Here is a 22494-nt window from a genome sequence, read left to right as displayed (position 1 = left end):
TCCGCACAGCAAACCGGCCGAGACGACCGCCGCTGCGCCACACCGGAACGGTGAAACCACACAATGCGCCGCACGGTTGCTAACATTTGCCAGGGCAGTGCAGGCGGCCCGACCACGGAGCGGCCGCAGAATCGCTACGCGATCGTCCGCCGCACCACACGAACGAGCAAGAAGGCATGATGGACAACGGCTTTGCAGACCGGCTCAACCGGCTCTTCGAGACGGTGCATCCCCCGGGCCGGAAGCCGCACACCAACGCCGAGGTCGCCGCCGCACTCTCTGCGGACGGCTACAAGATCTCCAAGCCGTACCTCTCGCAGCTTCGCAACGGTCACCGCACCAATCCCTCGTCGGAGACGGTCACCGCGCTGGCCCGGTTCTTCAAGGTCAAGTCCGACTACTTCTACGACGACGTGTACGCGGCACGGATCGATCACGACCTCGAGCTGCTCTCCCAGCTGCGCGGGCACGGCCTTCGCCGACTGTCGAGCCGGGCGTTCGACCTCTCGCCGGAGTCGCAGGAGATGCTCTCGGCGATGGCCGACAAGCTGCGACGAGGCGAGGGACTGCCGGAGAGCACACAGGACTGACAGCTACCGTCTCGCGATCTGAAACCGAAGGTAAACTGACTCGATGCTGGTTCAGAGTTCCTCGCGTGCGAAGCGGCCGCTGATCGTCGCCGCGATCGCTCTCGGTTTCGGTCTGACCGTCCCGGCTGTGGCAGCCGGCGCCCCACACCACGACCACTGCCACCGGCACTCGTGTGACGACGGCCCGACGAGCACCCCGTCGACGACGAAGACGACTCCCTCGACCACGGTCACCTCGACTTCGACCCCTTCGGTCACCTCGGTCACCACCGCGACGGCCGAGTCGACCGGTGACGAGCAGCCGGACGAGACCGGTTCGACGTCTCCGGAGCCCCCGACCTCGACCGGGTCGAGTTCCACCAGCACGAGTTCGGCAGGCACGAGTTCGGTCAAGCCGACGAGCGGCCGACCCCCGGCGGGCGGCGGGTCCGGCGGACCGAACGTCGACATCGGCCACGTCGGCGACGGAGCCGGCGCGAATCCCACCGTGACGGTGACCCGCGAGCCGCAGCGCCCGCCGCTCCCCGACTCCGCGCCCGTCCCGAACGCCTCGTCCAGCAAGTCGCCGCGCCGGACCGGCTCGGCCCGCGAGTCGGGCAGCACTCGGGCCCGGGCAGACCGCGCTTCTGCAGACCGGGCCTCGACGAGCCCGCCACGCAGTTCCGCCGACCGGTCGACGGCGCCCGTCGCACCCGTCGACACCGCCGGCGGTCCGCCGGCCGCCACGTCTACGGCCGCCGTGCGCCTGACCGCCGCCCAGTACGCCGCGGCGGGCGGCGGCGTCGCCGCGCTCGTCGTCGTCGCAGGCTGCACCGGAGTGATGACCTTCCGTACCGCGCGGGCCGGGCGGGCCCGGATCGACGCCGCCCGAGCCGAGTTCCTGTCCCCGAACGGGAGGCCGTGACATGGGCGCCGACCACGACATTCCGCAGCGGCGCTCGCACCGCCGCGTGCACGCCGCCGTCGACGCCGTGCTCGACGTCGCCACGCACAGCAGTCCGGGATCGCTCGAAGACCTGGTGCGCGCGGTGGGCGAGAGTCGGCGCCGCCCGATCGTCGTCGCCGTCGACGATCTGGCGCCCGGGGTGTGGGGACAGCGTCGCGAGTACGCCGATCACGACGAGATCGTGTTGGCGCGGTCGCTGCCGAGCGATTCGCGCACGCTGGCTCACGAGTTGGGCCACGTCGTCTTCCGACATCCGGGAGCGACCGTCGCCGCGGCGACGGTCGCCGCAACGGACGACCTGATCGCCTACATGCTGGGCATGTCGACCGACGCGGGGCCGACCGCCGAGACATCGGGCGCCGAGACATCGGGCGCCCCGGTCTCGGCCGCTGAGGCCGACCTGCACGAATGGGAGGCCGAGGCGTTCGCGGCACGTCTTCTGCAACGGTTGAGTCACCTGGACCGCGGACGGTCCTGGCGCCCCCTGATCCGCTACGACGAGGCGCTCGGATGACCGCGCTGACGTGGGTCATCGCGGTCCTGTGCTCCGCGGCGGTCGGGGCTCGGCTCGGGCGACTGACGGTCCGACCGCCGTCCCTGGGACGCACCTCCGTGGCGATCGCGGCCGTCGCGACGTCGGCGGCCGCCGCCGTCCGCACACCGACCGTGTCGGTGATCCTGGGACCGCCGGGCAGTCAGGCGCCGACGCTGGCCTTCGCCGCCTGCTGGGTCGCGGTCGCGGCGGCGACCGCACTGATCGCGGTGTCCGCGTGGCCGCCGATGGGTCGCCGATCGCTGCGGGTCGCGGCGGTCGTCGTGCCGACGGCGGCCGTCGCCGACGTCGTCGCCATGTCCGTCACGGGGCAGGTCGCCGTCGCGTCGGTGTTCGTGGTGGCGGCCGGGCTCTTCTCGTTGGCGGTCGGCGCACGGTACGTCGCATGGACTCCGCTCGGCCGGGCCATCGCCTACTATCTCGCGGGCGTGGCGATGGCCGTCGCCGTGCTGCTCACCGACCTCACCCGCATCGATCCGACCAGCGGCTGGTGGGCCGCGGTGATCATCGTCCTGAGCGCGGCCTGCTGCTCGGTGATGGTCGAATCGTGGTTCGTCGCCCGCCGCGACCTCCGCAAGACCGACGCCCTCTGGGCCACCATCGAGGCGTCCCACCCCGAGATCGCCGACCCCGACTACCGGTCGACGACCACGGTTCTGCAGGCCGACGACCGCGTCTCGCAGATCCTCGACGGGTTGTACCTGCACGCGGGCGCGGGACTGGCGGCACCGACGGCCTCCGCCGACGAGGCCGATCCGCGGACGCGGGCCCGGCAGATCGCGGCGTGGCTGGGCGAGGGCGCGGGTACTCCGCTCGCCCCGGAGATCCTGACCACCCCGGAGCAGTTCTCCGATCGCCGTTGGGTCCGGTTGCTTGCCCACGAGTACGCCCGCGTCGACGCCCGGTAGCCGCGCCGGCGGCTACGACGCGGCGTGCCTGCGCGGGATCCGCACGGCGGCCGGCGGTCGGTCGGACATCATTCCGTACATCATTCGCCCGCCCCATTCGGCGGTGTCGAACTGCTTGCCGTCCCAGAGGGCGCACAACCAGTCGCGAAGGGGCGGCGAACCGGTCCACGCGTAGAAGGGGCGGTCGTTGGCGTGGCAGAACTCCTCGACCGACGACATCATGTCGATCAGCACCCGCCCGCCGCGATCGCCCTCGTCGACCACGGCGAGCACGACGTTGACGGCGTCCTCGACCGGCAGCGGCAGCGGCTGCGAGGTCCACAGGGTCAGGAGCCGCTCGCGCAGACCCGGCGTCCGGGCGGCGACGGCGACGTCGTCGGGGGTCAGCGGCGGGGTGCCGTCCGGCGAGAGGTTCACATCGTGCGGCTGCCACGCGAGCAGACCGACGAGCGTGCCGTCCAGCCACCCGCCCGTGACGCAGCCGACGCGGAGCAGCGGCCGCAGGATCAGCCCGGCGAGCCATTCACGCATGTCGGCCTCGTCGACGTGGGGGCCGAGGAGCCATTGATAGAGGGGGATCTCGCCGATGCTGCGAGCGGCCAGTCGGACCACGTCGTCCGCATGTGACTCGTCGAGGGTCGATATGTCTGCCATGTGCTGATTCGCCACCTTCGTGATCGTCTTGAGTCGGGACGCAGCCCGCGTCAGAGAACGAGACGGGCCGCCCCGCGTGAGCGAGGCGGCCCGTCTCGTGGGTCAAGTCGACTTACGTGTCGCTGCTACCACCCGAGGAGCCGAGCGCTTCCAGGATCGGCCCGAGGAAGTCGATTTCGAGGCGGAGAGGTCCTTCAGCCATTTGCGTGCTTCTTTCTATTTAGGGAGGGTGATACGTCCGATTCTGTCGATTGAACGCATCCATCACGTTGTACCCCCGTGTCAGATGGATCACGTCGAATGTTTCATTCGTTATCGAACCGTTATATCCGACGAACTGGTCGATCGTCACGATTCGCGATGCGACAACCCGGACGATTCCGCAACGACCCGGTGTCACCTGACGAGATGACGAACTCGTGCCACCTGGCAGGATGGGGAGATGGCCTCCCCTGCACTCCCCGTCGTCGACATGGCGGCCGCCGCCGGTGACGCCGCCGCCCGCGCCGAGTTCCGCGCCGCGCTGCGGGCCGCGACGCACGACGTCGGCTTCCTGTACCTCACCGGGCACGGCATCCCCGACGCCGTCATCGCCGACATGTTCTCCGTCGCCGCCCAGTTCTTCGCCCTCGACGACGACGCCAAGGCCGCGGTGGAGATGACGAAGAGCCCCCAGTTCCGCGGCTACACGAGGTTCGGCGGCGAGTACACGCAGGGCCGGATCGACTGGCGCGAGCAGATCGACATCGGCGCCGAATACCCGTCGCTGGGCGACGAACCCGACTATCTCCGCCTCGACGGCCCCAACCTCTGGCCCGCCGAACTGCCTGCGCTCAGGACCGCGATCGACGATTGGCAGCGGCGATGCACCGCGATCGGCCGGGTCCTGCTCCGCGAATGGGCGGCCTCGCTGGGCGCGGCTCCGGACCTGTTCGACGCCGCCTTCGGCGATCGCCCCTCGTCGCTGATCAAGTTGGTGAAGTACCCGGGCCGCGACTCCGCCGACACCCAGGGGGTCGGCGCGCACAAGGATCCCGGCGTGTTGACGCTGCTGATGGTGGAGCCGGGCAAGGGCGGCCTGCAGGTCCAGCGCGGCGACCGATGGGTCGACGCGCCGCCGGTGCCGGGCGCCTTCGTGGTGAACATCGGCGAGTTGATGGAGTGGGCCACCGACGGCTATCTGAAGGCGACGATGCACCGCGTCGTCTCCCCGCCGCCCGGGCAGGTGCGACTGTCGATTCCGTTCTTCTTCAATCCCGCGCTGTCGTCGACGATGCCGCACGTCGATCTGCCTGCCGACCTGCGCGCCCAGGCCCCCGGCGTCACCCTCGATCCGGCCAACCCGATCTCGGGGACGTTCGGCGAGAACATGCTCAAGGCGCGCCTGCGCGCTCACCCGGACGTCGCGCAGATCCACCATCCCGACCTGCTCGGACGCTGACGCCGACCGCGAGGGAGCTCCCTCGAACCGCCCCGAGGGCGCATGTCCGACCCGAATGCGATGATGAGGACATATCGACCATCGCATTCGCCCGACATCTCGTGGAGGAGATCCCATGCACCTGGCTACGATCCGGACCGGCGACACCACCGTCGCCGTCACCCGCACCGAACGCGACGGCGCACAGGTCCTCGTCGCGCTGCCGCACGCGGATCTGGGCGAGCTCCTGAGCGATCCCGACGGGCTGTCGACGGCAGCCGCCGTCACCCGCGGCGAGCAGCCGGGCGGAGCCGTCTACAACGAGGGCGCGGTCGAGTTCGCCGCGCCGGTGCCGGCACCGAGCAAGGTCGTGTGCGTCGCCCACAACTACGGTCAGCACCTCACCAAGCTGGGGCTTCCCGTGCCGCAGCACCCGCGGCTGTCGACCAAGTTCGCCAGTTCGCTGATCGGCCCCCACGACCCGATCACCCTTCCCGCCGACGCACGAACCCTCGACTGCGCCGCCGAACTGGCCATCGTCATCGGCGCCTCGGTCCGGCACGCAGACGACGCCTCAGCGGCCGCGGCCATCGCCGGCTTCACTGTGATCAACGACGTCGTCGACCGCGACCTGGAGTTCGAGGCCCACGAGTGGGGAACGGGCAACGTCTGGGACGGCTGCACCCCCGTCGGCCCCTACCTGGTCACGCCCGACGCCCTTCCCGGTGCGGAGTTCCCGCAGGTGAAGCTCTCGACCACGATCGACGGCACCGTCGTCCAGGAGGCGTCGACCGCCGACCTGCACTTCGACCCGATCCACCTGGTCCGGCGGATCTCTCGATTCCTGACGCTCGCGCCCGGCGACATCATCGCCACCGGCAGCCCGTCCTCGCCCGGCGCCGACCACGGCCTGCACCTGACCCCCGGACAGGAGATCGTCACCGAGATCGAGGGCATCGGCGCCTGTCGCAACCGCGTCGCCGCCATGGCCGTCGACTGATCACGGGACCCGCACCTCGCGTCACAGCGCCGGATTCGCGAGTACGGTCGGGACATGCCCGACATCACGATCATCGGCGGTCACGGCAAGATCGCCCTCCTACTGGCTCCGATCCTCGTCGCTCGCGGCGACACCGTGACCTCGATCGTGCGCAACCCCGCGCACGCCGACGACGTCGCCGCGACCGGCGCGACACCGCTGGTGCTCGACATCGAGACCGTGACGCAGCAGCAGCTCGCCGACGCCCTGCGCGGCGCCGACGCCGTGGTCTTCAGCGCCGGCGCCGGCGGCGGCGATCCGGCCCGCACCTACGCTGTCGACCGCGACGCCGCGATCACGTCGATGCACGCCGCCCGATCGGCGGGCGTGCATCGCTTCGTGATGGTGTCGTACCTCGGCGCGGGCCCCGACCACGGTGTGCCAGAAGACGATTCGTTCTACCCGTATGCGCAGGCCAAGGCCGCGGCCGACACCGCGCTGCGGGCCACCGACCTCGACTGGACCATCCTGATGCCGGGCCGCCTCACCCTCGACGAACCGTCGGGTCGCATCGATCCGGCCGCGGTCCGCGCGGCCGACAACCCGGGCACCTCCCGCGCCAATGTCGCGCAGGTGGCCGCGGCCGCCCTCGCCTCGCCGTCGACGATCGGCAAGGACGTTCCGTTCACCGACGGCGACGTCCCGATCGACGACGCATTGGGTTGACCGACAAAGCACGGGGCTGATCGGAAAAGCCGTGGGCTGACGGGGAGAGGCACGGGGCTGATCGACACAGCACCGGACCGATCGGCGCACAGACCCGACACCGGGACGCCAGGACGCCGAGGTTCCACGACGCCGGCCGTCGACCACTAAACTCACCTCCTGATGCCTCCCCAGAAGTCCCGCCGACAACGCGCCGAGCACCTCGGACCAGAACGCCGCCGACCCCAGATCCTCGACGCCGCACTCGACATCGCCGCCGACGACGGTGTCTCCGCGGTCACCGTGGCGTCGGTCGCCGAACGGTTGGACGTCACCCGACCGGTGGTCTATGCCTGCTTCGCCAACCGCGTCGACTTGATCGCCGAACTCGTCGAACGGGAGGAGGGGCGGCTGCGCGGCGCGGTCACCACGATTCTGCGGCGACGCGCGGTCGACGCCGACGAGGCCGTCTTCGTCGACGTCCTGCGCGCGCTCCTGCGCACGGTCGGCGAGCAGCCCAAGACCTGGCGGCTGGTCTACGGGTCACCGGACTCGCAGGTCGCCGAGTTCTTCGGTCGCGGCCGCGCCGACGCCATCGCCCGGTGCGCCGACCTGCTGCGCCCCACGCTGGTGGCGTGGGGAATGCCGGAGCCCGACGTCGAGAAGAAGCTGTTGCCGCTGGTGGAGCTGTGGGTGTCGGCCGGTGAGGCCGCCGTGCGAACCCTCCTGGCCGACGACGCGTGGACCCCGGACGAGCTCGCCGAGTTCCTGGGACAGAGCGTCTACCGCGCTCTGCGCCACGCGATCTGACGTATCGCACCCCTTCCGTTCTGCGCCCCGTGTCGCGACCGGGTGCGCTGACCGAACGTGGTGCGAGTTCGTCCCGACTAGGATCGACAACCAAGCAACTCGACCACAGGGAGCTTCGGCATGCAGATCAGCGTCGTCTGGACCATCAACGCCCGTACTGCCTCCGCCGATCGCGCGGTGGAGCATCTCGCCGAGATCGCCGAGGAGGGCTTCCGGCGCGTCTGGTGCACCCAGATGCCCAACGAACCCGACGTGCTGACCATGCTCACCGTGGCCGGCTGGGAGGTCCCGGAGATCGAGTTCGGCACCAGCGTCCTGCCGATGCAGGTGCAGCATCCCATGCTGCTGGCGCAGCGCGCCCTGACCACCAACGCCGTCATCGGTCCGCGACTGCACCTGGGGCTGGGACTGAGCCACCAGGTGGTGACCGAGGGGATGTGGGGCGTGTCGTACAAGCGTCCGGTCCAGCGGACCAGCGAGTACCTCGACGGGCTGCTCCCCCTGTTGAACGGCGAGAAGGTCAGCGCCGCAGGCGAATTGATCACCACCCGCGGCTCGCTGACACTGCGCGACGTGCCCGCGCCGCCGGTGTACCTGGCCGCACTCGGCCCCAAGATGCTCGGCATCGCGGGCAGCCGGACGTCGGGGACCGTGACCTGGATGACCGGTCCCAAGACGCTGCGCGACCACATCGTCCCGAACCTGCGCGCGGCCGCCGTCGGCGCCGGTCGCGAGGAGTCGGCGGTGCGGACGGTGGCGATGCTGCCGGTCGCGGTGACCGACGACGTGGACGGCGCCCGCGCGGCGGCCGGCGAGCAGTTCGCCATGTACGACAACCTGCCCTCGTACAAGGCGATGCTGGACCGCGAGGGCTTCACCGGACCGGCCGACGCCGCGATCATCGGCGACGAGGCGAGCGTGGCCGAGCAGATCACCACGTTGGGCTCCTACGGCGTCGACGAGTTCGTGGGCATCCTGTTCGACCGCGACCCCGAGGTCCGTGCCCGCACCCGCGCACTGCTGCGCACCCTGGACGAGTGAACCGGCGCCGGACGCGACCCACCGATACATGAGGGCTGCCTAACTTCAATTAGGGCAGGCTACGTTATGCTGTCCCGCATGAAGTCGACCGCGAAGACTCTCGTCGCACTGATCGCCGGCCTCCTGGCCGTGATCCTGGCCGTGTCCGCCTGCAGCCCGCCCGCCGAAGAAGAGGCCGCCGGAGGCCCGATTCAGGTCAACACCGCGCAGGGCCCGGTGACGATCAAGGGCACGCCCAAACGGATCGTCGCCCTGGGCGCGCAGTGGATCGACACCGCGCTCGCGTTCGGCGTCCAACCCGTCGCCTACCTCGACAACATTCAGATCCTCACCGGCGCACCGTCTCCGTGGACCGCCGACAAGCTCGACGGCGCGACCGCCCTGAACCCGGAGAATCTGGTCGCCGACATCGCCAAGGCCGAGCCCGATCTGATCCTCGCCGAGGGTTACATGCCGACCTCGCAGCCGGCCGACTTCGCCAAGATCGCCAAGATCGCGCCGACCATCCCCGGCGTGACCGGCAAGCAGGTCGACCCGTGGCAGGACCTGGTGGCGCTGCTGGGAACGCTGCTGCGCCAGGACGGCAAGGCCAAGCAGATCACCGATGGGGTGAACACGCAGATCGCGGACTTCAAGAAGGAGCTGCCGGGCCTGGCGGGCAAGACGTACGCGATGGCGTACATGTTCTCCACCGATCAGATCCAGGTGATGGCCGACCCCGCCGACGGCGCCGCCTACCTGTTCAACGAGCTCGGCATGAAGGTCGCCCCGAAGTTGCTCGCCGAGTTCGAGAAGACGAAGAACCCGCGGTTCCCGATCTCCGTCGAGAACGTCCCGATGCTCGACGCCGACGTCCTCATCGTCACCGCCAACACCCCCGCGTTGCAGCGAGCCCTGCACGCCCTGCCCGGGTACTCGAACCTGCGGTCGGTTCAGAACGGCGCCGTCGCCGATCTGTCGGTGGCCGACATCAGCGGTCTCAATCAGCCCACGCCGCTGGCGATTCCGTATCTGCTAGGCAAGCTGAAGCCGGCGTTCACCAAGGCCGTGAAGTAGCCCGGTGTCCGCCTCGAACCTGCGGACCGTCTACACCTGGCGCACCGGGTGCCGAGCCGTTCTCGGTGCGCCCGGAACGGCGACCGTGCTGCCGACCCGGCAGCGCCTCACCGAGCTCGACCCGACGGCGGGCGGCGCGCTCCTGGCCCTCAACGCCGGTCCGATCGCCTTCGACGCCGTCCCGCCACCGCCCGTCGCCGCTCTGCTGTCGGAGCTGGTCTCGGCGGGTTCGGTGCAGGTGAGCCTCGCACGCGGCGAGCGGCCGCTGTACACGCTGCGCCCGTTCCGCGCGGCACCCTCACCCCGCCCGGAGCCGGGACCGCATTCGGGCGTGCTGTCGAAGTTCACCGTCCTGCGGCGCGACGGCGACGAGATGGTCGCCGAACATCCGCGGTCCTGGTGCGACGTGGTGTTCCACGACGCGGAGACGATCGCAGCGGTCGTCACCGGCTCCGGGGACGATGAGGCACTGACCGAACGACTGTGGTCCGACCTGCACTGGACCGGACACGGTGTCCCCGACGCCGGAACCGAGGACGCCGAGTTCGAGACCGCGTCGTGGAGTCCGCACGAACTCTGGTTCCATCGCCGCAGCACCGTCGGCGATCGCGGCACGAGTTGGGCGCATTTCGGCCCCACGCGCTGGGCCGACGGCCGGTTCGCGCCGATCCCGGCCGAGCCCGATCCCTTCGCGAGCGAGCCGCTCGCTCTGCCGCGGCCCGACCTCGACCGGCTCGCGACCACCGACGTCCCCCTCACCCGCGTGGTCGAGGAACGTGTCTCCACGCGCAGTTTCGACGACGCCTCGCCGGTCACGATCGCCGAGCTCGGCGAGCTGCTGTACCGCGCCGCCCGGACCCGCGGCACGCGCGTGGTCGACGATGCAGGCACCGCTCGAACCGAACTCCCCTCGCGCCCCTACCCCTCCGGCGGCTCGATCTACGAGCTCGAGCTGTACCCGGTGGTGCGGACGGTCGCCGGCGCGGAGCCGGGCATGTACCACTACGACTCCGTCCACCACACGCTGCGCCGCGTCGCCGACCTCGCCGATCCCGCGGTGCAGCGGCTGCTGTCACCGGCCGCGCTCACCCTGTCGGACGGCGAGCTGCCGCAGGTGATGCTGGTGCTCGCGGCCCGCGTCGGCCGGATCATGTGGACTTATGAGCAGATGCCGTACGCGGTGATCCTCAAGCACGTCGGGGTCTTGACCCAGACGCTGTACCTGGTGGCGACGGCGATGGGTCTCGGCGGCGTCGCGCAGGGCTACGGCGACACCGCCGCCTTCGCCGCGGCGACCGGCCGCGACGAGCTCGTCGAGTGCAACGTCGGCACCTTCGTGGTCGGCCGCCCCCGTCGCTGACGGCGACGTCTGCGTCTCCTCCCCCAGGTCTCGATACGCTCGCTCACTCCGTTCGCGGGCTACTCGACCACCCTGAAACGAACCGAATCCCAAAGGCTGGTCGAGTAAGCGGAGGAGCGCATCGAGACCCACGAGCCGCACCAGGCCTCGATACACTCGCTCACTCCATTCACGGGCTACTCGACCACCCTGGAACCGACCCGCGCCCCCAGGCTGGTCGAGTAGACCGAGGTGCTAGCCGAGGACGTATCGAGACCCCAGGCCTCGATACACTCGCTCACTCCGTTCGCGGGCTACTCGACCACCCTGGAACCGACCCGCGCCCCCAGGCTGGTCGAGTAGACCGAGGTGCTAGCCGAGGACGTATCGAGACCCCAGGCCTCGATACACTCGCTCACTCCGTTCGCGGGCTACTCGACCAGCCTGGAAGGACCCGCGCCCCAGGCTGGTCGAGTAAGCGGAGGAGCGAAGCGGAGGAGCGCATCGAGACCCACGAGCCACCCCAGGCCTCGATACACTCGACCTCCCTGGAACCGACCCCGAAGGCCGAGTCCCCCGAAGACTGCCGATCGGCAGGGATTCGCGTCGGATGTTGTACCTCCAGTGAACAACTCCCGACGCAGATCGCGGCGGCGGGGACCGCACCCGGCTATCCCGCCGCAGCCAGGGCGATCACCGACCTCGACCACAGCGCCGACAGTCGCGCGACGTCCGGTTCGGACAACACAGTGGAGCAGTACCGCCAGTTCGTCACCAGTTGCGGACCGCTGTCCGTCCCGCGCACCACGGCCACGACGTCGAGGGCGTAGCGCAGCGGAAGGTCGGGTTCGGGATCGGTGGGCAGGTTCTCGTTCAACTCCAGGTCGAGAACCGGCTGCCACGCGCCGGGGGCGCCGTCGGCGGCGCCCAGGTCGAATCGGCCCAGGTAGTTGAACTCCACCTGCGGATCGACACCGCCCACCAGCCCCGGATCGGGCTGCGCGTATCGCAGCAGACCGTAGTCCAGACCTCGATTCGGAATCGCCTCCAGGTCGGCGATCACCCGATCGAGGAGGCGACGCCCCACCCGCGCATCGGCCTCGACGTCGGCGACCGTCACGGTCTCCCCGGCCGCGAGCCGGACCGGAAAGACCGTGGTGAACCAGCCGAGCGTACGGCCGGTGTCGACGTCGTCGCCGACCGTCGCGTCTTCGCGACCGTGCCCCTCGAGCGCGATCAGCGAGCCGGCCGCACTCTCCTGCCCGCGCTCCGAACGCCACGACGCGAAGGTCAAAGCCAGTGCGGCCAGCAGGAATTCGCGCATCCCGATCCGCTGACCGACGACGTCGAGGATCCGCGCCGTCAGTTCGACATCGGTCCGCACGGGCGCCGACCGCAGCGCCGCCCACGTGTCGCGCCCGACCTCCGGGACCCGGGAACCGATCACCGGATCGGCGCCCGTCACCTGGCGCCGCCAGTACTCGCGCTGCGCGAGGACCGGTTCGGTGCCGGCCCGGCCGAGCAAGCACCGGCTCCACGCGCGGTAGTCGGTGTACTCGGCGGCCAAGGCGATCGGCTCGCCTGCCGCGACCGCCGCCCCGGCCCGGGCGAGATCGCCGAACAGGATCTGCCAGCTCACCGCATCGACGGCCAGGTGATGGATCGCGAGCAGGAGCAGATCGTCCCCGTCGCCGACGACCACCCGCACCGCCGCGACCAGGTCGCCGCGGTCGGGATCGATCGACTCGTTCGCCTGCCGCGCGGCCTCGGTCACGGCGATCCCGAGCGAGCCCCCGAGCGAGCCGCCCTGCCCCACGTCGAGCGCCCAGAACCGGTCCGCAGCGACCACCGCACCCGGCGCCCGAGTCACCACCGTGCCGGATGCGCGCGTGGCCCGCAGCATGTCGTGTGCATCGAGCACCGCCTGCAGCACCTCGACGACCTCCGCATCGGCGCACCCCGCGGGCAGCCGGAACAGGACCGTCTGCGTGAACCGACGCCAGCGGCCACCCTCGTACATCCACTCGACGACGGGCAGCGGCGGCACCTCGCCGTATTCGCGCTGCGCCGCGGCTCGGGCCAGACGGTCACCGCGGCGCACCGCGGCGGCCAGATCGCGCACATTGGGGAACGCCATCACCTCGCGGGCTGCGATCTCGTCGCCTCCCGCACGCAGCGCCGTGACCAGCGCCATCGCGACGATGCTGTCCATGCCGAGGTCGAAGAAGTCCTCGTCGAGGCCCGGGCGTGATCCGAGCACGCCCGCGGCGGCGTCGGCGACACGCTCCTGAACCTCGTCGAAGCGCTCGTCGGCCCCGCCGCCCGCCAGCGCGGTGCGCGCCGACTCCCGCAGGACCGCCGTGTCGAGCTTGCCGTTCCGGTTCACCGGCAGCACCGGCAGCGTGATCACCCGACTCGGAATCAGGTGGGCGGGCAGCGTCTGCGCCAGCACCGACCGTACCGACGCCGCCACCAATCCCGCCCCGGCGACGAAGCCGACCAGCGCGGCACCGATCGGGCGGTCGACGACGATCACCGCCGCCGCCCGCACTCCCGGCACCGCCCGCAGACCGGCCTCCACCTCGCCGACCTCGATCCGATACCCCCGGATCTTGATCTGGTCGTCGCCGCGCCCGACGAACACGATGTCCCCGCCACCGTTGCGTCGCACCAGGTCGCCGGTGCGATACATGCGTGCGCCGGGGCGGAGCGGGTCGGCGACGAAGGCGGCCGCCGTCTGGCCGGGACGGCCCCGGTAGCCGCGGGTCACCTGGTCGCCGGTCAGGTACAACTCGCCGACGACCCCGTCGGCGACGGGCCGCAGCCGCGTGTCGAGCACCCGCGCGCTCATCCGATCGGTGGGACCGGCGATGGTCGGCACCGGGGAGTCGGACACCCGCGCAACCATCGCCTCGACGGTGGTCTCGGTGGGTCCGTAGCAGTTGAAGACGGCTGTGCGCGGCAACGATCCGAGTGTCCGCCACAGCGCCGGTCCGATGGCCTCGCCGCCGAGGGCGAGCACGGTCAGGGTCGGCCGCCCGGGCTCGCCCGACACGAGTCCCGCCGCCGAGAGCTGGCCGAACATCGACGGGGTGGTGTCGATCATGTCGATGTCGCGGTCGCCGAGGGCGGCGACCAGACGGGCGGCGTCTCGCATCTCGTCGTCGGAGAACAGGTGGACCTCATGCCCGTCGAGCAGTGCCGCGAGGGGCTGCCAGGAGGCGTCGAAGGAGAAGGTCCACGCGTGCGCGACCCGCATCGCTCGCCCGAGCCGCTCCCGGCCGACGGCGAGGACACGATCGCGATGATCGCGCGCATAGCCGGCCAGCGCACCCTGCGTCCCGACGACGCCCTTCGGCTCCCCGGTCGATCCCGAGGTGAAGATCACGTACGCCGCGTCGTCCGGACCGAGTTCGGTCGCGACGAACGACTCCGCTCGGCGTTCTGCCAGCCCTGCCCAGTCGGTCAGCACTGTCAGCTCAGCCGGCACTGCCCGATCAGTCGGCGCGGCCCGACCCACTCCTTCGGCACGACCGGCGAACAGCGGGACGAACTCCGGGTCGGTCAGCACGACGGCGGCCCCCGACTGTGCCAGCAGGTTCTCGATGCGTGCGGCAGGCAGCGCGACGTCGATCGGCACGTAGGCGGCGCCGGCGAGCATCGACGCCAGGATCCCGGCGACGGTGCGGCCGGACCGCTGCGGCGCGACGGCGACGACGCTGCCGCGCCCGATGCCCGCCGCCCGCAGCCGGGACGCCAGCGCGGCCGCCCAGTCGTGCAGTTCGGCGTACGTCCACGACCCGTCGTCGGCGACCAGTGCGACGGCGTCGGGCGTGGCCTGCACCTGCCGGGTGAACAGTCCGACCGCCGTGGTGCCCACCGGGAGCGGCTGCCCGCCGGGCGGTCGCCCCACCCAGTCCCGCTCGTGGTCGAGAAGCACTTCGAGCGAGGCGGCCGGTGCGTCGGCGGCCGCGGGCAGCTGCTCGAGCACCGCGAGCACCCGATCGAGCACTTGAACCGGGTCGATCGATCCGAGCGCGCCCGGCACCGATTCGCTCATCACCACCAGTTCTCCGTCGAGTTCGTAGGCGACGACGGTCAGCGGGTAGTGCGACAGCGATTCCATCGCCAGCGGCAGGAATCGGGTGCCGTCGGCAGCGGTGACGGGGTCGGTGGCCGAACCGATGGGCGCGTTCTCGTAGACGAAGAGGGTGTCGAAGAGGTTCGGGCTGCCTGCGGCGCGCGCGATGTCGGCCAGGCCGACGAAGCCGAGGTCGCGCATCGTCGCGGCCGACCGCTGCAGTGCGACCGCCGCCGTCGCGACCGTCGGCTCGGCCCCCAGATCGATTCGGACGGGCACCGTGTTGATGAACAGGCCGACCGTCTCGCCGGCCCCCGGCAGCTGCTGCGGGCGACCCGAGATGGTGGTCCCGAAGACGACGTCGTCGCGGTCGGCGAGGCGGCCGAGGACCACCGCCCACGCGTACTGGGTGACGGCGGCGGGGGTCAGGCCGTTGCCTCGCGCCCACCGCAGGACGCGCGCGGTGGCGGCCGCGCCGAGGGCGCGACGATGCCGCACCGGCTCGGTCGCGGGCGTGCCCGGCGCCCCGATGAGCAGCGGCGACGCGCCGTCGAGGTACTCGGCCCACGTGTCCAGCGCGGCCGTCGAATCCTGCTGCGCCAGCCACGCGATGTAGTTGCGATAGGGTCTGGCCGGCGCCAGCCCCCGGTCGCTGCCGCCCGCGTCGTAGACCGCGAGGAGTTCACGGAAGAACAGGGCGACGGCCCACCCGTCCATCAGGATGTGGTGCGCGGTCAGCAGCAGCCGATACCGCCGGCCGGGCAGGTGCGCGAGCACCACGCGCATGGCGGGACCGCGCCGCAGGTCGAAACGCTGTGCGCGCTCGGCGCGGGCGAGTTCGTCGAAGGCGCCGGGTTCGGTCCGCACCTCGCGCCACGGGACGGTGACCTGCGAGGGCACGATCTGCACCGGGTGTGGAACGCCGCGGTCCCACAGGCTCACCCGCAGGTTGGGGTGGCGGCGCAACAGCACGCCGACCGCCTCGCGCAGCAGTGCGGCGTCGAGCCGGCCGCTGATCTCGACGACGAACTGCATGCTGTAGACGTCGAGTCCGTCGCCCGCCATCTCCGACAGCGAGAACAAGCCCGCCTGCAAGGGTGAGAGCGCCAGAACGTCTTCGACGGCGGCCGCGCGCTCGGTGTGTGCGGTCACTGCTGGGCCTCCCACGCCGAACCGAGGGCCGAGAGCAGATCGGCGGACAGCCCGGATGCCGACATCGGTGCCGCGTCGGACGGTGCGGCGTCGGCCGGTGCCGCGTCGTCCGGACCGTCATCGCGGGCGGCGTCGACGGCCGCAGCCAGCTCGCCGATTGTGTAGTGGTCGAAGATCTGCTGCGGATCGAGCGCGATGCCCGACGCCGCCGCTCGCGCCGACCACTGGATGGAGATGACGCTGTCGCCGCCGACCGCGAAGAAGTTGTCGTCACGTCCGATTCCCGTGACGCCGAGCAGCTCTTCGAGCATGACGATCAGGGCCCGCTCGGTGGCGGTGTGCGCGCCGCCGCCGACGGTGAACACCTCGGCGACCGGCGAGGAGGGCGCGGCCGCGTGGTTGTCGATGACCAGCGATCCCGGGGACAGCGCCCGCAGGGTCTCGGTGAGGGCCCCCGCGGCACCCGGACCGTCGACGATCCAGGTCGCGACCGACGCACAGTGCGTGAGCCCGGCGTGCGGGAGCCCGGCCAGCGTGGCCGGCTTCGCCTGCACGCGCCGCGGCGAACCGGCGGCGATCAGCTCGGCCAGCCGAGCGGGGTCCTCGGCGTGTGCCGAGGCGTCGACGGCGCCGGGCATCGGACGCAGCGCGACGTCGGCCGGCGTGCGGTCCGGGTCGTCGGCGAGGGCGTCGAGCAGTCGGGTGAACCGGGCGGCGATGCCGCGCGCGGCGTCCTCGTCGTAGAGGTCGGCGCACGCGATCAGGCGCCCGCTCAGGCCGCCGTCGTCGCGGCTGGTGACGATGAGATTCAGGTCTAGGTATGAGGTGTCGATCGTCATCGGAAGCAGCCGCATCGACGTGTCGTCGGCCAGCATCACCGGAGATTCGGAGGCGGCGTCGCGGAAGTGGATCATGCTCTGGAACAGCGGATTGCGCGCGCGGGTGCGGCGCGGATTGAGCGCTTCCACGAGTCGCTCGATCGGCACCTCCTGATGCGCGAAGGCGTCGAGGACGGTGTCGCGGGTGCGGCGCAGGAGTTCGGCCAGGGTGGGCTGTCCGCTCACATCGGTGCGCAGCACCACCATGTTCGCCAGCAGCCCGACGAGCCCGTCGGTTCCCGGGTCGACCCGTCCGGCGGCCGGGGTGCCGACCGCGATGTCGGTGCCCCCGCCGAGCGTGTGCAGGGCGGCCGACCACATGGCCGTCACCGCCATGAAGTCGGTGACGCCCGCGGCTCGGATCACCGCCTTGAGCTGCGAGACGCGTTCGGCCGGAAGGTGGAAGTCGACCGCGGTGCCGCGCCGACCGAGACCCTCCGGTCGAGGTCGGTCGGCGGCCACCAGGATCTCGTCGGGCAGGCCCGCGAGCCGTTCGCGCCAGTGGTCGAGCTGCGCGCGACCGTAGCGTCCCGCGGCGCTGTCGGGGTCGGCGTTCAGCCCGAACACCGCGTGCTGCCAGCGCGCGAGATCGGTGTATCGGGGAGCGGTGTCGAGCGGTCGGTCGGCGGGCCGCACCGCTGCCCCGGTCCGCGCCCGATAGGCGGCGGCGAGGTCGGCGACGATCGGCGCGACGCTGCCGTGGTCGACCACCATGTGGTGCATCACCAGCACGAGCTTCGAGGTCGCGGGGGCGCGCACCAGCCGGGCTCGGACCAGCGGGGCGTGAGCCAGGTCGAAGAGCACGTCGGCCGCCTCGTCGAGCAGCCGCGCGGCCTCGGCCTCCTCGGCGGCGTCGACGACGGCGAACTGCACGTCGACCGCGGCGTTCACCAGTTGGACGGGCAGACCGTCGATCTCGGTGAAGGTCGTCCGCAGCGACCGGTGGCGCGCCACCACGTCGTCGACGGCGCCCCCGAGGGCCGCGGCGTCCACCGGACCGTCGATCGCGAAGGTCAGGACGATGTTGTCGTCCGCGCGGGCGCCGGCGATGCGCTGGTTGAACCACATCGCCAGCTGGGAGAACGACAGCGGCACACGGTCGCCGGGACCGTCGGCCACCAGCGGTGGTCGGGCCGCGGCTGCCGGGGCGACCGCGGGAGCAGGAACGGTCGCCGGAGCGCCCATCGCGACTCCCCCGAAATCGGCACTGGCCCAATCACTTCCGGCCCAGTCGGCATCGGCCCAGTCGGCGCCGACCGGCGATTCGGTGTCCGCGTCGAGGTCGATGCCGAGCTCGGCGCCGGCCCGCTCGACGAGGTGGGCGGCGAGTCCGGCGACGGTCGGTGCGTCGAAGGGTGCGCGGACGTCGACGGCGAGGCCGAACTCGGCCGACAGCGCGGTCACCAGACGCGCGGCCAGCAGCGAGTGACCACCGAGGTCGAAGAAGGAGTCGTCCGCACCGATCGTGCGACCGCCGAACAGTTCCGCGAACACCGCAGCCACGCGCCGCTGCGTCGGCGTCGCCGGCGGGACGAAGTCCGGTGCGGCGAGTGCGGGCACCGGGAGCGCGGTGCGGTCGAGCTTGCCGTGCACCGTGAGCGGCACCTCGTCGATGACGACGACGGCGTCCGGCACCAGGTGGTCGGGGAGGCGTCCGGCGAGGTCTTCTCGCACGGCGACGGGGTCGGGGTCGGCGCCGACCTCGACGATCACGTACGCCAGGAGTCGGTCGTCGATCACCGCCACCAGGGCGCGTTGCACGTCTGCGCGCGAGTTGAGGGCCGCCTCGATCTCGCCCGGCTCGATGCGGAAGCCGCGGACCTTCAGTTGGTCGTCGGACCGGCCGACGAAATGTAGTTGACCGTCGCCGCCGCGGCGGGCGAGGTCGCCGGTCCGGTAGAGCCGGGCGCCCGAGCCGAACGGGTCGGCGATGAAGCGCGCCGCGGTCGGTCCGCTGCGCCGCAGGTAGCCGCGCGCCAGCTGGCGACCGCCCAGGTACACCTCCCCCACGACGCCGTCGGGCACCGGCTGCAGGTCGGGGCCGAGCAGATGCGCGGTGACGCCCGGATTGGGGCGCCCGATCGGGACCACGGCGCCGCCGCGCGGACCGTCGACGCGATGGTGGGTGGCGGCGACGACGGCCTCGGTCGGCCCGTAGTTGTTCGACAGGTCGGCGGTGAACGCTGTGGTGAAGGCGTCGGCGACCTCGCCGGGCAGTGCTTCGCCGCCCACCGGAACGGTGCGCAGGGTCGTCCACTGTTTCACCTCGGGGATCAGCAGCAGGGTGGAGAGCATGCTCGGCACCATGTGCATCACCGTCACATTCGCGCGGACCAGCAGGTCGGCGAGGTAGGCGATGTCGGTGAGGGCACCGCGCCTGGGGATCACCAGGGTGGCGCCCGCCGTCAGCGTCGCGAAGATCTCGAAGACCGACGCGTCGAAGCTGACCGACGAGGTCTGCACCAGCCGATCGTCGCGGCCCACCACGCCGGTCGCCGCGAAGGCTCGCAGGTGTTCGGCGATCGCCCGGTGTTCCACCGCCACGCCCTTGGGCACGCCGGTCGATCCGGAGGTGTAGATGAGGTAGGCCAGGGACGCGGGGGCCGGCACCGGCAACTGCGCGCCCGCCACCGGTTCGGCGCGCAGCCGGGCGACGTCGGCGGCGTCGAGGACGAGGACGGGACGGGCGTCACCGAGGAGGAGGGCGGCGCGGTCGGCGGGGTAGTCTGGGTCCACCGGCAGGTACGCGGCCCCGGCCTTCAGGACGGCCAGCGCGGCGACGACGAAGTCCTCACCGGCCGACATCCGCAGGGCTACCACCGAATCCGCGGTCAGAGTCGCCCGTCCCGCATCTTCGACGATGCGCCGGGCCAGGTGATCGGCGGCAGCGTCCAGATCGGCGTACGTGACGGTGCCCTCGTCGGTGACGAGCGCAGGGTGGGAGGGGCGCTCGGCGACGGCGGCGGCGAACATCGCGACCAGCGTGTCGGGCGCCTCGTCGACGGTCGGACCGCTGGCTGCGGCTATCGCCGCCCGTCGCCCCGGGCCGTCGAGCAGCCGAGCGTCGCGGATCGGCGCGTCCGGGTGGGTCAGCGCGTCGGCGAGGAAGGTCGCATACGCCGACAGCAGGGCGCGTGCCTCCGGTTCGGCGAATCGCTCGGTCCGGTACTGCAGTTCCAGGATCGGCGCGTCGCCGGTGACGACCGCGAACTCCAGCGGCAGTTGGGCGTTGGGGGCGTGCAGGTGATCCAGGTGGGTCGCGGCAACGTCCTCGAGATCCGGTCCGGTCAGTTCGCGGCGCAGGGTGAGGCTGGCCGCGGCGAGCCCGGCGAGTCCGGCGCGGCGGTCGTCGGCGACCTCGGCGACCACTCGGTCGACGGGGACGCGACTCGCGGCCAGTGCCGCGGTGAGCGCGTCGTGCGCGGCGTCGGCCAGTTGTTCTGTCGAGGCGGTGGCGGTGACCGCGCCGCGGAGCAGGACGGTGTTGCCGAAGTAGCCGATCAGGTCGTCGGCGCCGGCCGGCCGGACCGCCGTCGGCACCGCGAGGGTGACGTCGTGGGCACCGTAGATCCGGTGCAGGAAGGCCTGGGTGGCGGCGATCAGGACCGCGAACACCGTGGTGCCGCGGCGGCGAGCGAGGTCGGCGGCGGCCTCGGCGATGTCGATGAGCTCGCCCGCGTCTTCGGTCTGCGCGAGCAGGCTCCGGTGCAGACGACCGCTTCCGGCGGCGGAGTCCGCGGCCGGCAGGTCGAGCGGCTCCGGCGCCGGGCGCAGAACGGCGGTCCAGTGCGCGAGGTCGGCGGCGAGGTGATCGTCGGTGGGATCGAGCAGGTCGGCGTACTGCACGGCGAGCGCGGGCAGCGGCCGACCGCGGTAGGCGGCGGCGAGGTCATGGAAGAAGACCGCCCATGATTCGTCGTCCCAAGCGATGTGATGGACCGTCAGCAGCAGCACCCGGTCGTCGACGGCGCGGGTCACCAGCCTGACGCGCAGCGGCGCGTCTTCCGCGAGCCGGAACGGCGTCCGCGCTTCGCGGGCGGCGAGAACCTGCAGCCTGCGTTCGGCCGCGGACTCCGACAGCTCACTCAGATCTGTTTCGGCCCAGTCGATCTCCGCACTGGCGCGGTGCTCCATCTGGGGTTCGCCAGCGGCATCGGGGAGGTAGCGGGCACGCAGCGTCTCGTGTCGCGCCACCACCGCACCGAGCGCTCCGCGCAGGCGTTCGACGTCGAGCGCTCCTCGCAGGGCGAAGGCCACCGAGACGTTGAGCGAGGTGTCGTCGGGGTCGCGGTGGCCGACGAACCAGAGACGGTGCGCCGCGATCGGGAGGCGGGTTCGCGCCCGGTCGGCGCGAACCGAAGCGGGTCGGCCCGACCGGCCACCGGCGGCGTCGTCGCTGCCCCCGTGAGTCAGACCGCGGTCCTCGAGTCGCTTCCGAAGCAGTTCTCGTCTGCGGGCGGCAAGGTCATTCGTCATGGCTAGATTTTAGCGTAGCCTTACCTAACCTATAGCCTCGGGTCGGCCTCCGGCCTCCCGGCAGCGAGCTGCGGAAGCCGTCGCGCCGCTCCGTCACAGATTGCAGGGGATGCTCGCGTACGAGCCCAGCTCGCAGACCGAGCCGTTCGTCAGCTTCCACCGGCCGTCCTGCCACACCCACTTCAGCGTCAGGTAGGTGGGCTGATAACCGGGCGAGCTGAACTTGATTCGCGCAGTGGCCGTTTCGCCGCTCACCGCGACCGGGTCGACGACCTGGTACGCGAAGCCCATCGGCTTGAACCGCTTGGCCAGCCCGAGGATGCCCTGGGCCTGCCCGACCGCGCGGGCGCCGCCCTCGAGGCGTTGCGCCTTCTGCGCATTGGAGGCGCCGGAGCTCAAATAGTCGAGATCGGCCTGCAACTGCGCCGCCGTCGGTGCGGTGGGCGCACTCGCAGCCTGCGGCTCGGCCGTGGCGGGCGTCCCCGCGGACGACGCTGCCGGCGCCGGGGCCGCCTGGGCCTGATCCGGCGCCGCAGCCGCCGGCGTCGGGGCGCTCGGCGCCTCCGAGGCCGCCGCCGAACTCGTCGCCGCGGGCGCGACAGCTTGCGGCTGCCCTTGCTGCGCACCGAGATTCACCACTGTCGCCGGCGCCTCCACAGCCGCCGCCCGACCGTTGCCGACGTCGCTGAGCAGCAGCCCGACGAGGCCGATCGCCAGGACGATCGCCGAGATCACCGCCGACACTCCCGCCGCCATCATCACCGTCGGCCAGTTCACCGACGATCCGGTCTCGACGGTCGCCTGCTCCGTCGGCGATTCCGGCCCCACCTGCTGTTCGTCATACATGCGGCAATTCAACCAAACCTAAGGAAGGTAAGTCTAGCCTTACAAATAGGTTGGTGGTCA

At 71.4% G+C, this 22494-nt stretch carries 15 protein-coding genes; 11 read left to right on the top strand and 4 right to left on the bottom strand.

All coding sequences use genetic code 11. From position 1 onward, the window contains the following. Nucleotides 1-179 precede the first annotated feature (179 nt). The 4 genes from AAFO60_RS15010 to AAFO60_RS14995 are packed head-to-tail and all read left to right on the top strand — an operon-like array spanning nucleotide 180 to nucleotide 2997. Nucleotides 180-590, top strand: a complete 411-nt coding sequence (locus AAFO60_RS15010) for a helix-turn-helix domain-containing protein (protein ID WP_347957082.1) — start codon at nucleotides 180-182, stop codon at nucleotides 588-590. A 43-nt stretch (nucleotides 591-633) separates the two neighbouring features. Beyond that, nucleotides 634-1494: a hypothetical protein gene (locus AAFO60_RS15005; protein ID WP_347957024.1), complete on the top strand. Its 861-nt coding sequence runs from the start codon at nucleotides 634-636 to the stop codon at nucleotides 1492-1494. Between the two features lies 1 nt (nucleotide 1495). Then, nucleotides 1496-2050: a hypothetical protein gene (locus AAFO60_RS15000; protein ID WP_347957023.1), complete on the top strand. Its 555-nt coding sequence runs from the start codon at nucleotides 1496-1498 to the stop codon at nucleotides 2048-2050. Beyond that, entirely contained in the window at nucleotides 2047-2997 is a 951-nt protein-coding gene (locus tag AAFO60_RS14995; protein ID WP_347957022.1) for a hypothetical protein, read from the top strand. The genes AAFO60_RS15000 and AAFO60_RS14995 overlap by 4 nt, the downstream gene beginning before the upstream one ends. A gap of 12 nt (nucleotides 2998-3009) precedes the next feature. Here AAFO60_RS14995 and AAFO60_RS14990 read toward each other — a convergent pair whose 3' ends face one another. Next, complete coding sequence (locus AAFO60_RS14990) at nucleotides 3010-3651, bottom strand: hypothetical protein (RefSeq protein ID WP_347957021.1); 642 nt, start codon at nucleotides 3649-3651, stop codon at nucleotides 3010-3012. A 442-nt stretch (nucleotides 3652-4093) separates the two neighbouring features. Between AAFO60_RS14990 and AAFO60_RS14985 the strand changes: the two genes are divergently transcribed. From AAFO60_RS14985 to AAFO60_RS14955, 7 genes are all read left to right on the top strand, one after another. After that, nucleotides 4094-5092 carry an isopenicillin N synthase family dioxygenase gene (locus AAFO60_RS14985; RefSeq protein ID WP_347957020.1) on the top strand — a complete coding sequence of 333 codons (999 nt, stop codon included), beginning with the start codon at nucleotides 4094-4096 and terminating at the stop codon, nucleotides 5090-5092. 115 nt (nucleotides 5093-5207) lie between these two features. Next, on the top strand, nucleotides 5208-6071 hold the full coding sequence (locus tag AAFO60_RS14980; RefSeq protein ID WP_347957019.1) for a fumarylacetoacetate hydrolase family protein: 864 nt from the start codon (nucleotides 5208-5210) through the stop codon (nucleotides 6069-6071). Nucleotides 6072-6125: 54 nt separating this feature from the next. Next, complete coding sequence (locus AAFO60_RS14975) at nucleotides 6126-6776, top strand: NAD(P)H-binding protein (RefSeq protein ID WP_347957018.1); 651 nt, start codon at nucleotides 6126-6128, stop codon at nucleotides 6774-6776. Between the two features lie 162 nt (nucleotides 6777-6938). Next, complete coding sequence (locus AAFO60_RS14970) at nucleotides 6939-7565, top strand: TetR/AcrR family transcriptional regulator (protein ID WP_347957017.1); 627 nt, start codon at nucleotides 6939-6941, stop codon at nucleotides 7563-7565. Nucleotides 7566-7685: 120 nt separating this feature from the next. Beyond that, nucleotides 7686-8606, top strand: a complete 921-nt coding sequence (locus AAFO60_RS14965; protein WP_347957016.1) for a TIGR03564 family F420-dependent LLM class oxidoreductase — start codon at nucleotides 7686-7688, stop codon at nucleotides 8604-8606. Nucleotides 8607-8684: 78 nt separating this feature from the next. Further along, nucleotides 8685-9662 carry an ABC transporter substrate-binding protein gene (locus AAFO60_RS14960; RefSeq protein ID WP_347957015.1) on the top strand — a complete coding sequence of 326 codons (978 nt, stop codon included), beginning with the start codon at nucleotides 8685-8687 and terminating at the stop codon, nucleotides 9660-9662. 4 nt (nucleotides 9663-9666) lie between these two features. Next, nucleotides 9667-11022 (top strand): SagB family peptide dehydrogenase, encoded by a 1356-nt coding sequence (locus AAFO60_RS14955; RefSeq protein ID WP_347957014.1) that lies wholly within the window; start codon nucleotides 9667-9669, stop codon nucleotides 11020-11022. 649 nt (nucleotides 11023-11671) lie between these two features. Here the strand turns inward: AAFO60_RS14955 and AAFO60_RS14950 are convergent. The 3 genes from AAFO60_RS14950 to AAFO60_RS14940 form a co-directional block, all read right to left on the bottom strand. Beyond that, nucleotides 11672-16234 carry an amino acid adenylation domain-containing protein gene (locus AAFO60_RS14950; RefSeq protein WP_347957013.1) on the bottom strand — a complete coding sequence of 1521 codons (4563 nt, stop codon included), beginning with the start codon at nucleotides 16232-16234 and terminating at the stop codon, nucleotides 11672-11674. Next, on the bottom strand, nucleotides 16231-21588 hold the full coding sequence (locus AAFO60_RS14945; RefSeq protein ID WP_347957012.1) for an amino acid adenylation domain-containing protein: 5358 nt from the start codon (nucleotides 21586-21588) through the stop codon (nucleotides 16231-16233). The genes AAFO60_RS14950 and AAFO60_RS14945 overlap by 4 nt, the downstream gene beginning before the upstream one ends. Nucleotides 21589-21681: 93 nt before the next feature. Further along, on the bottom strand, nucleotides 21682-22434 hold the full coding sequence (locus AAFO60_RS14940; RefSeq protein WP_347957011.1) for a hypothetical protein: 753 nt from the start codon (nucleotides 22432-22434) through the stop codon (nucleotides 21682-21684). Nucleotides 22435-22494: the final 60 nt, after the last annotated feature.

The sequence above is a fragment of the Gordonia aichiensis genome, assembly GCF_039946255.1.
GTDB lineage: Bacteria > Actinomycetota > Actinomycetes > Mycobacteriales > Mycobacteriaceae > Gordonia > Gordonia aichiensis_A.
This window is presented reverse-complemented; position numbering and strand designations above follow the sequence as displayed.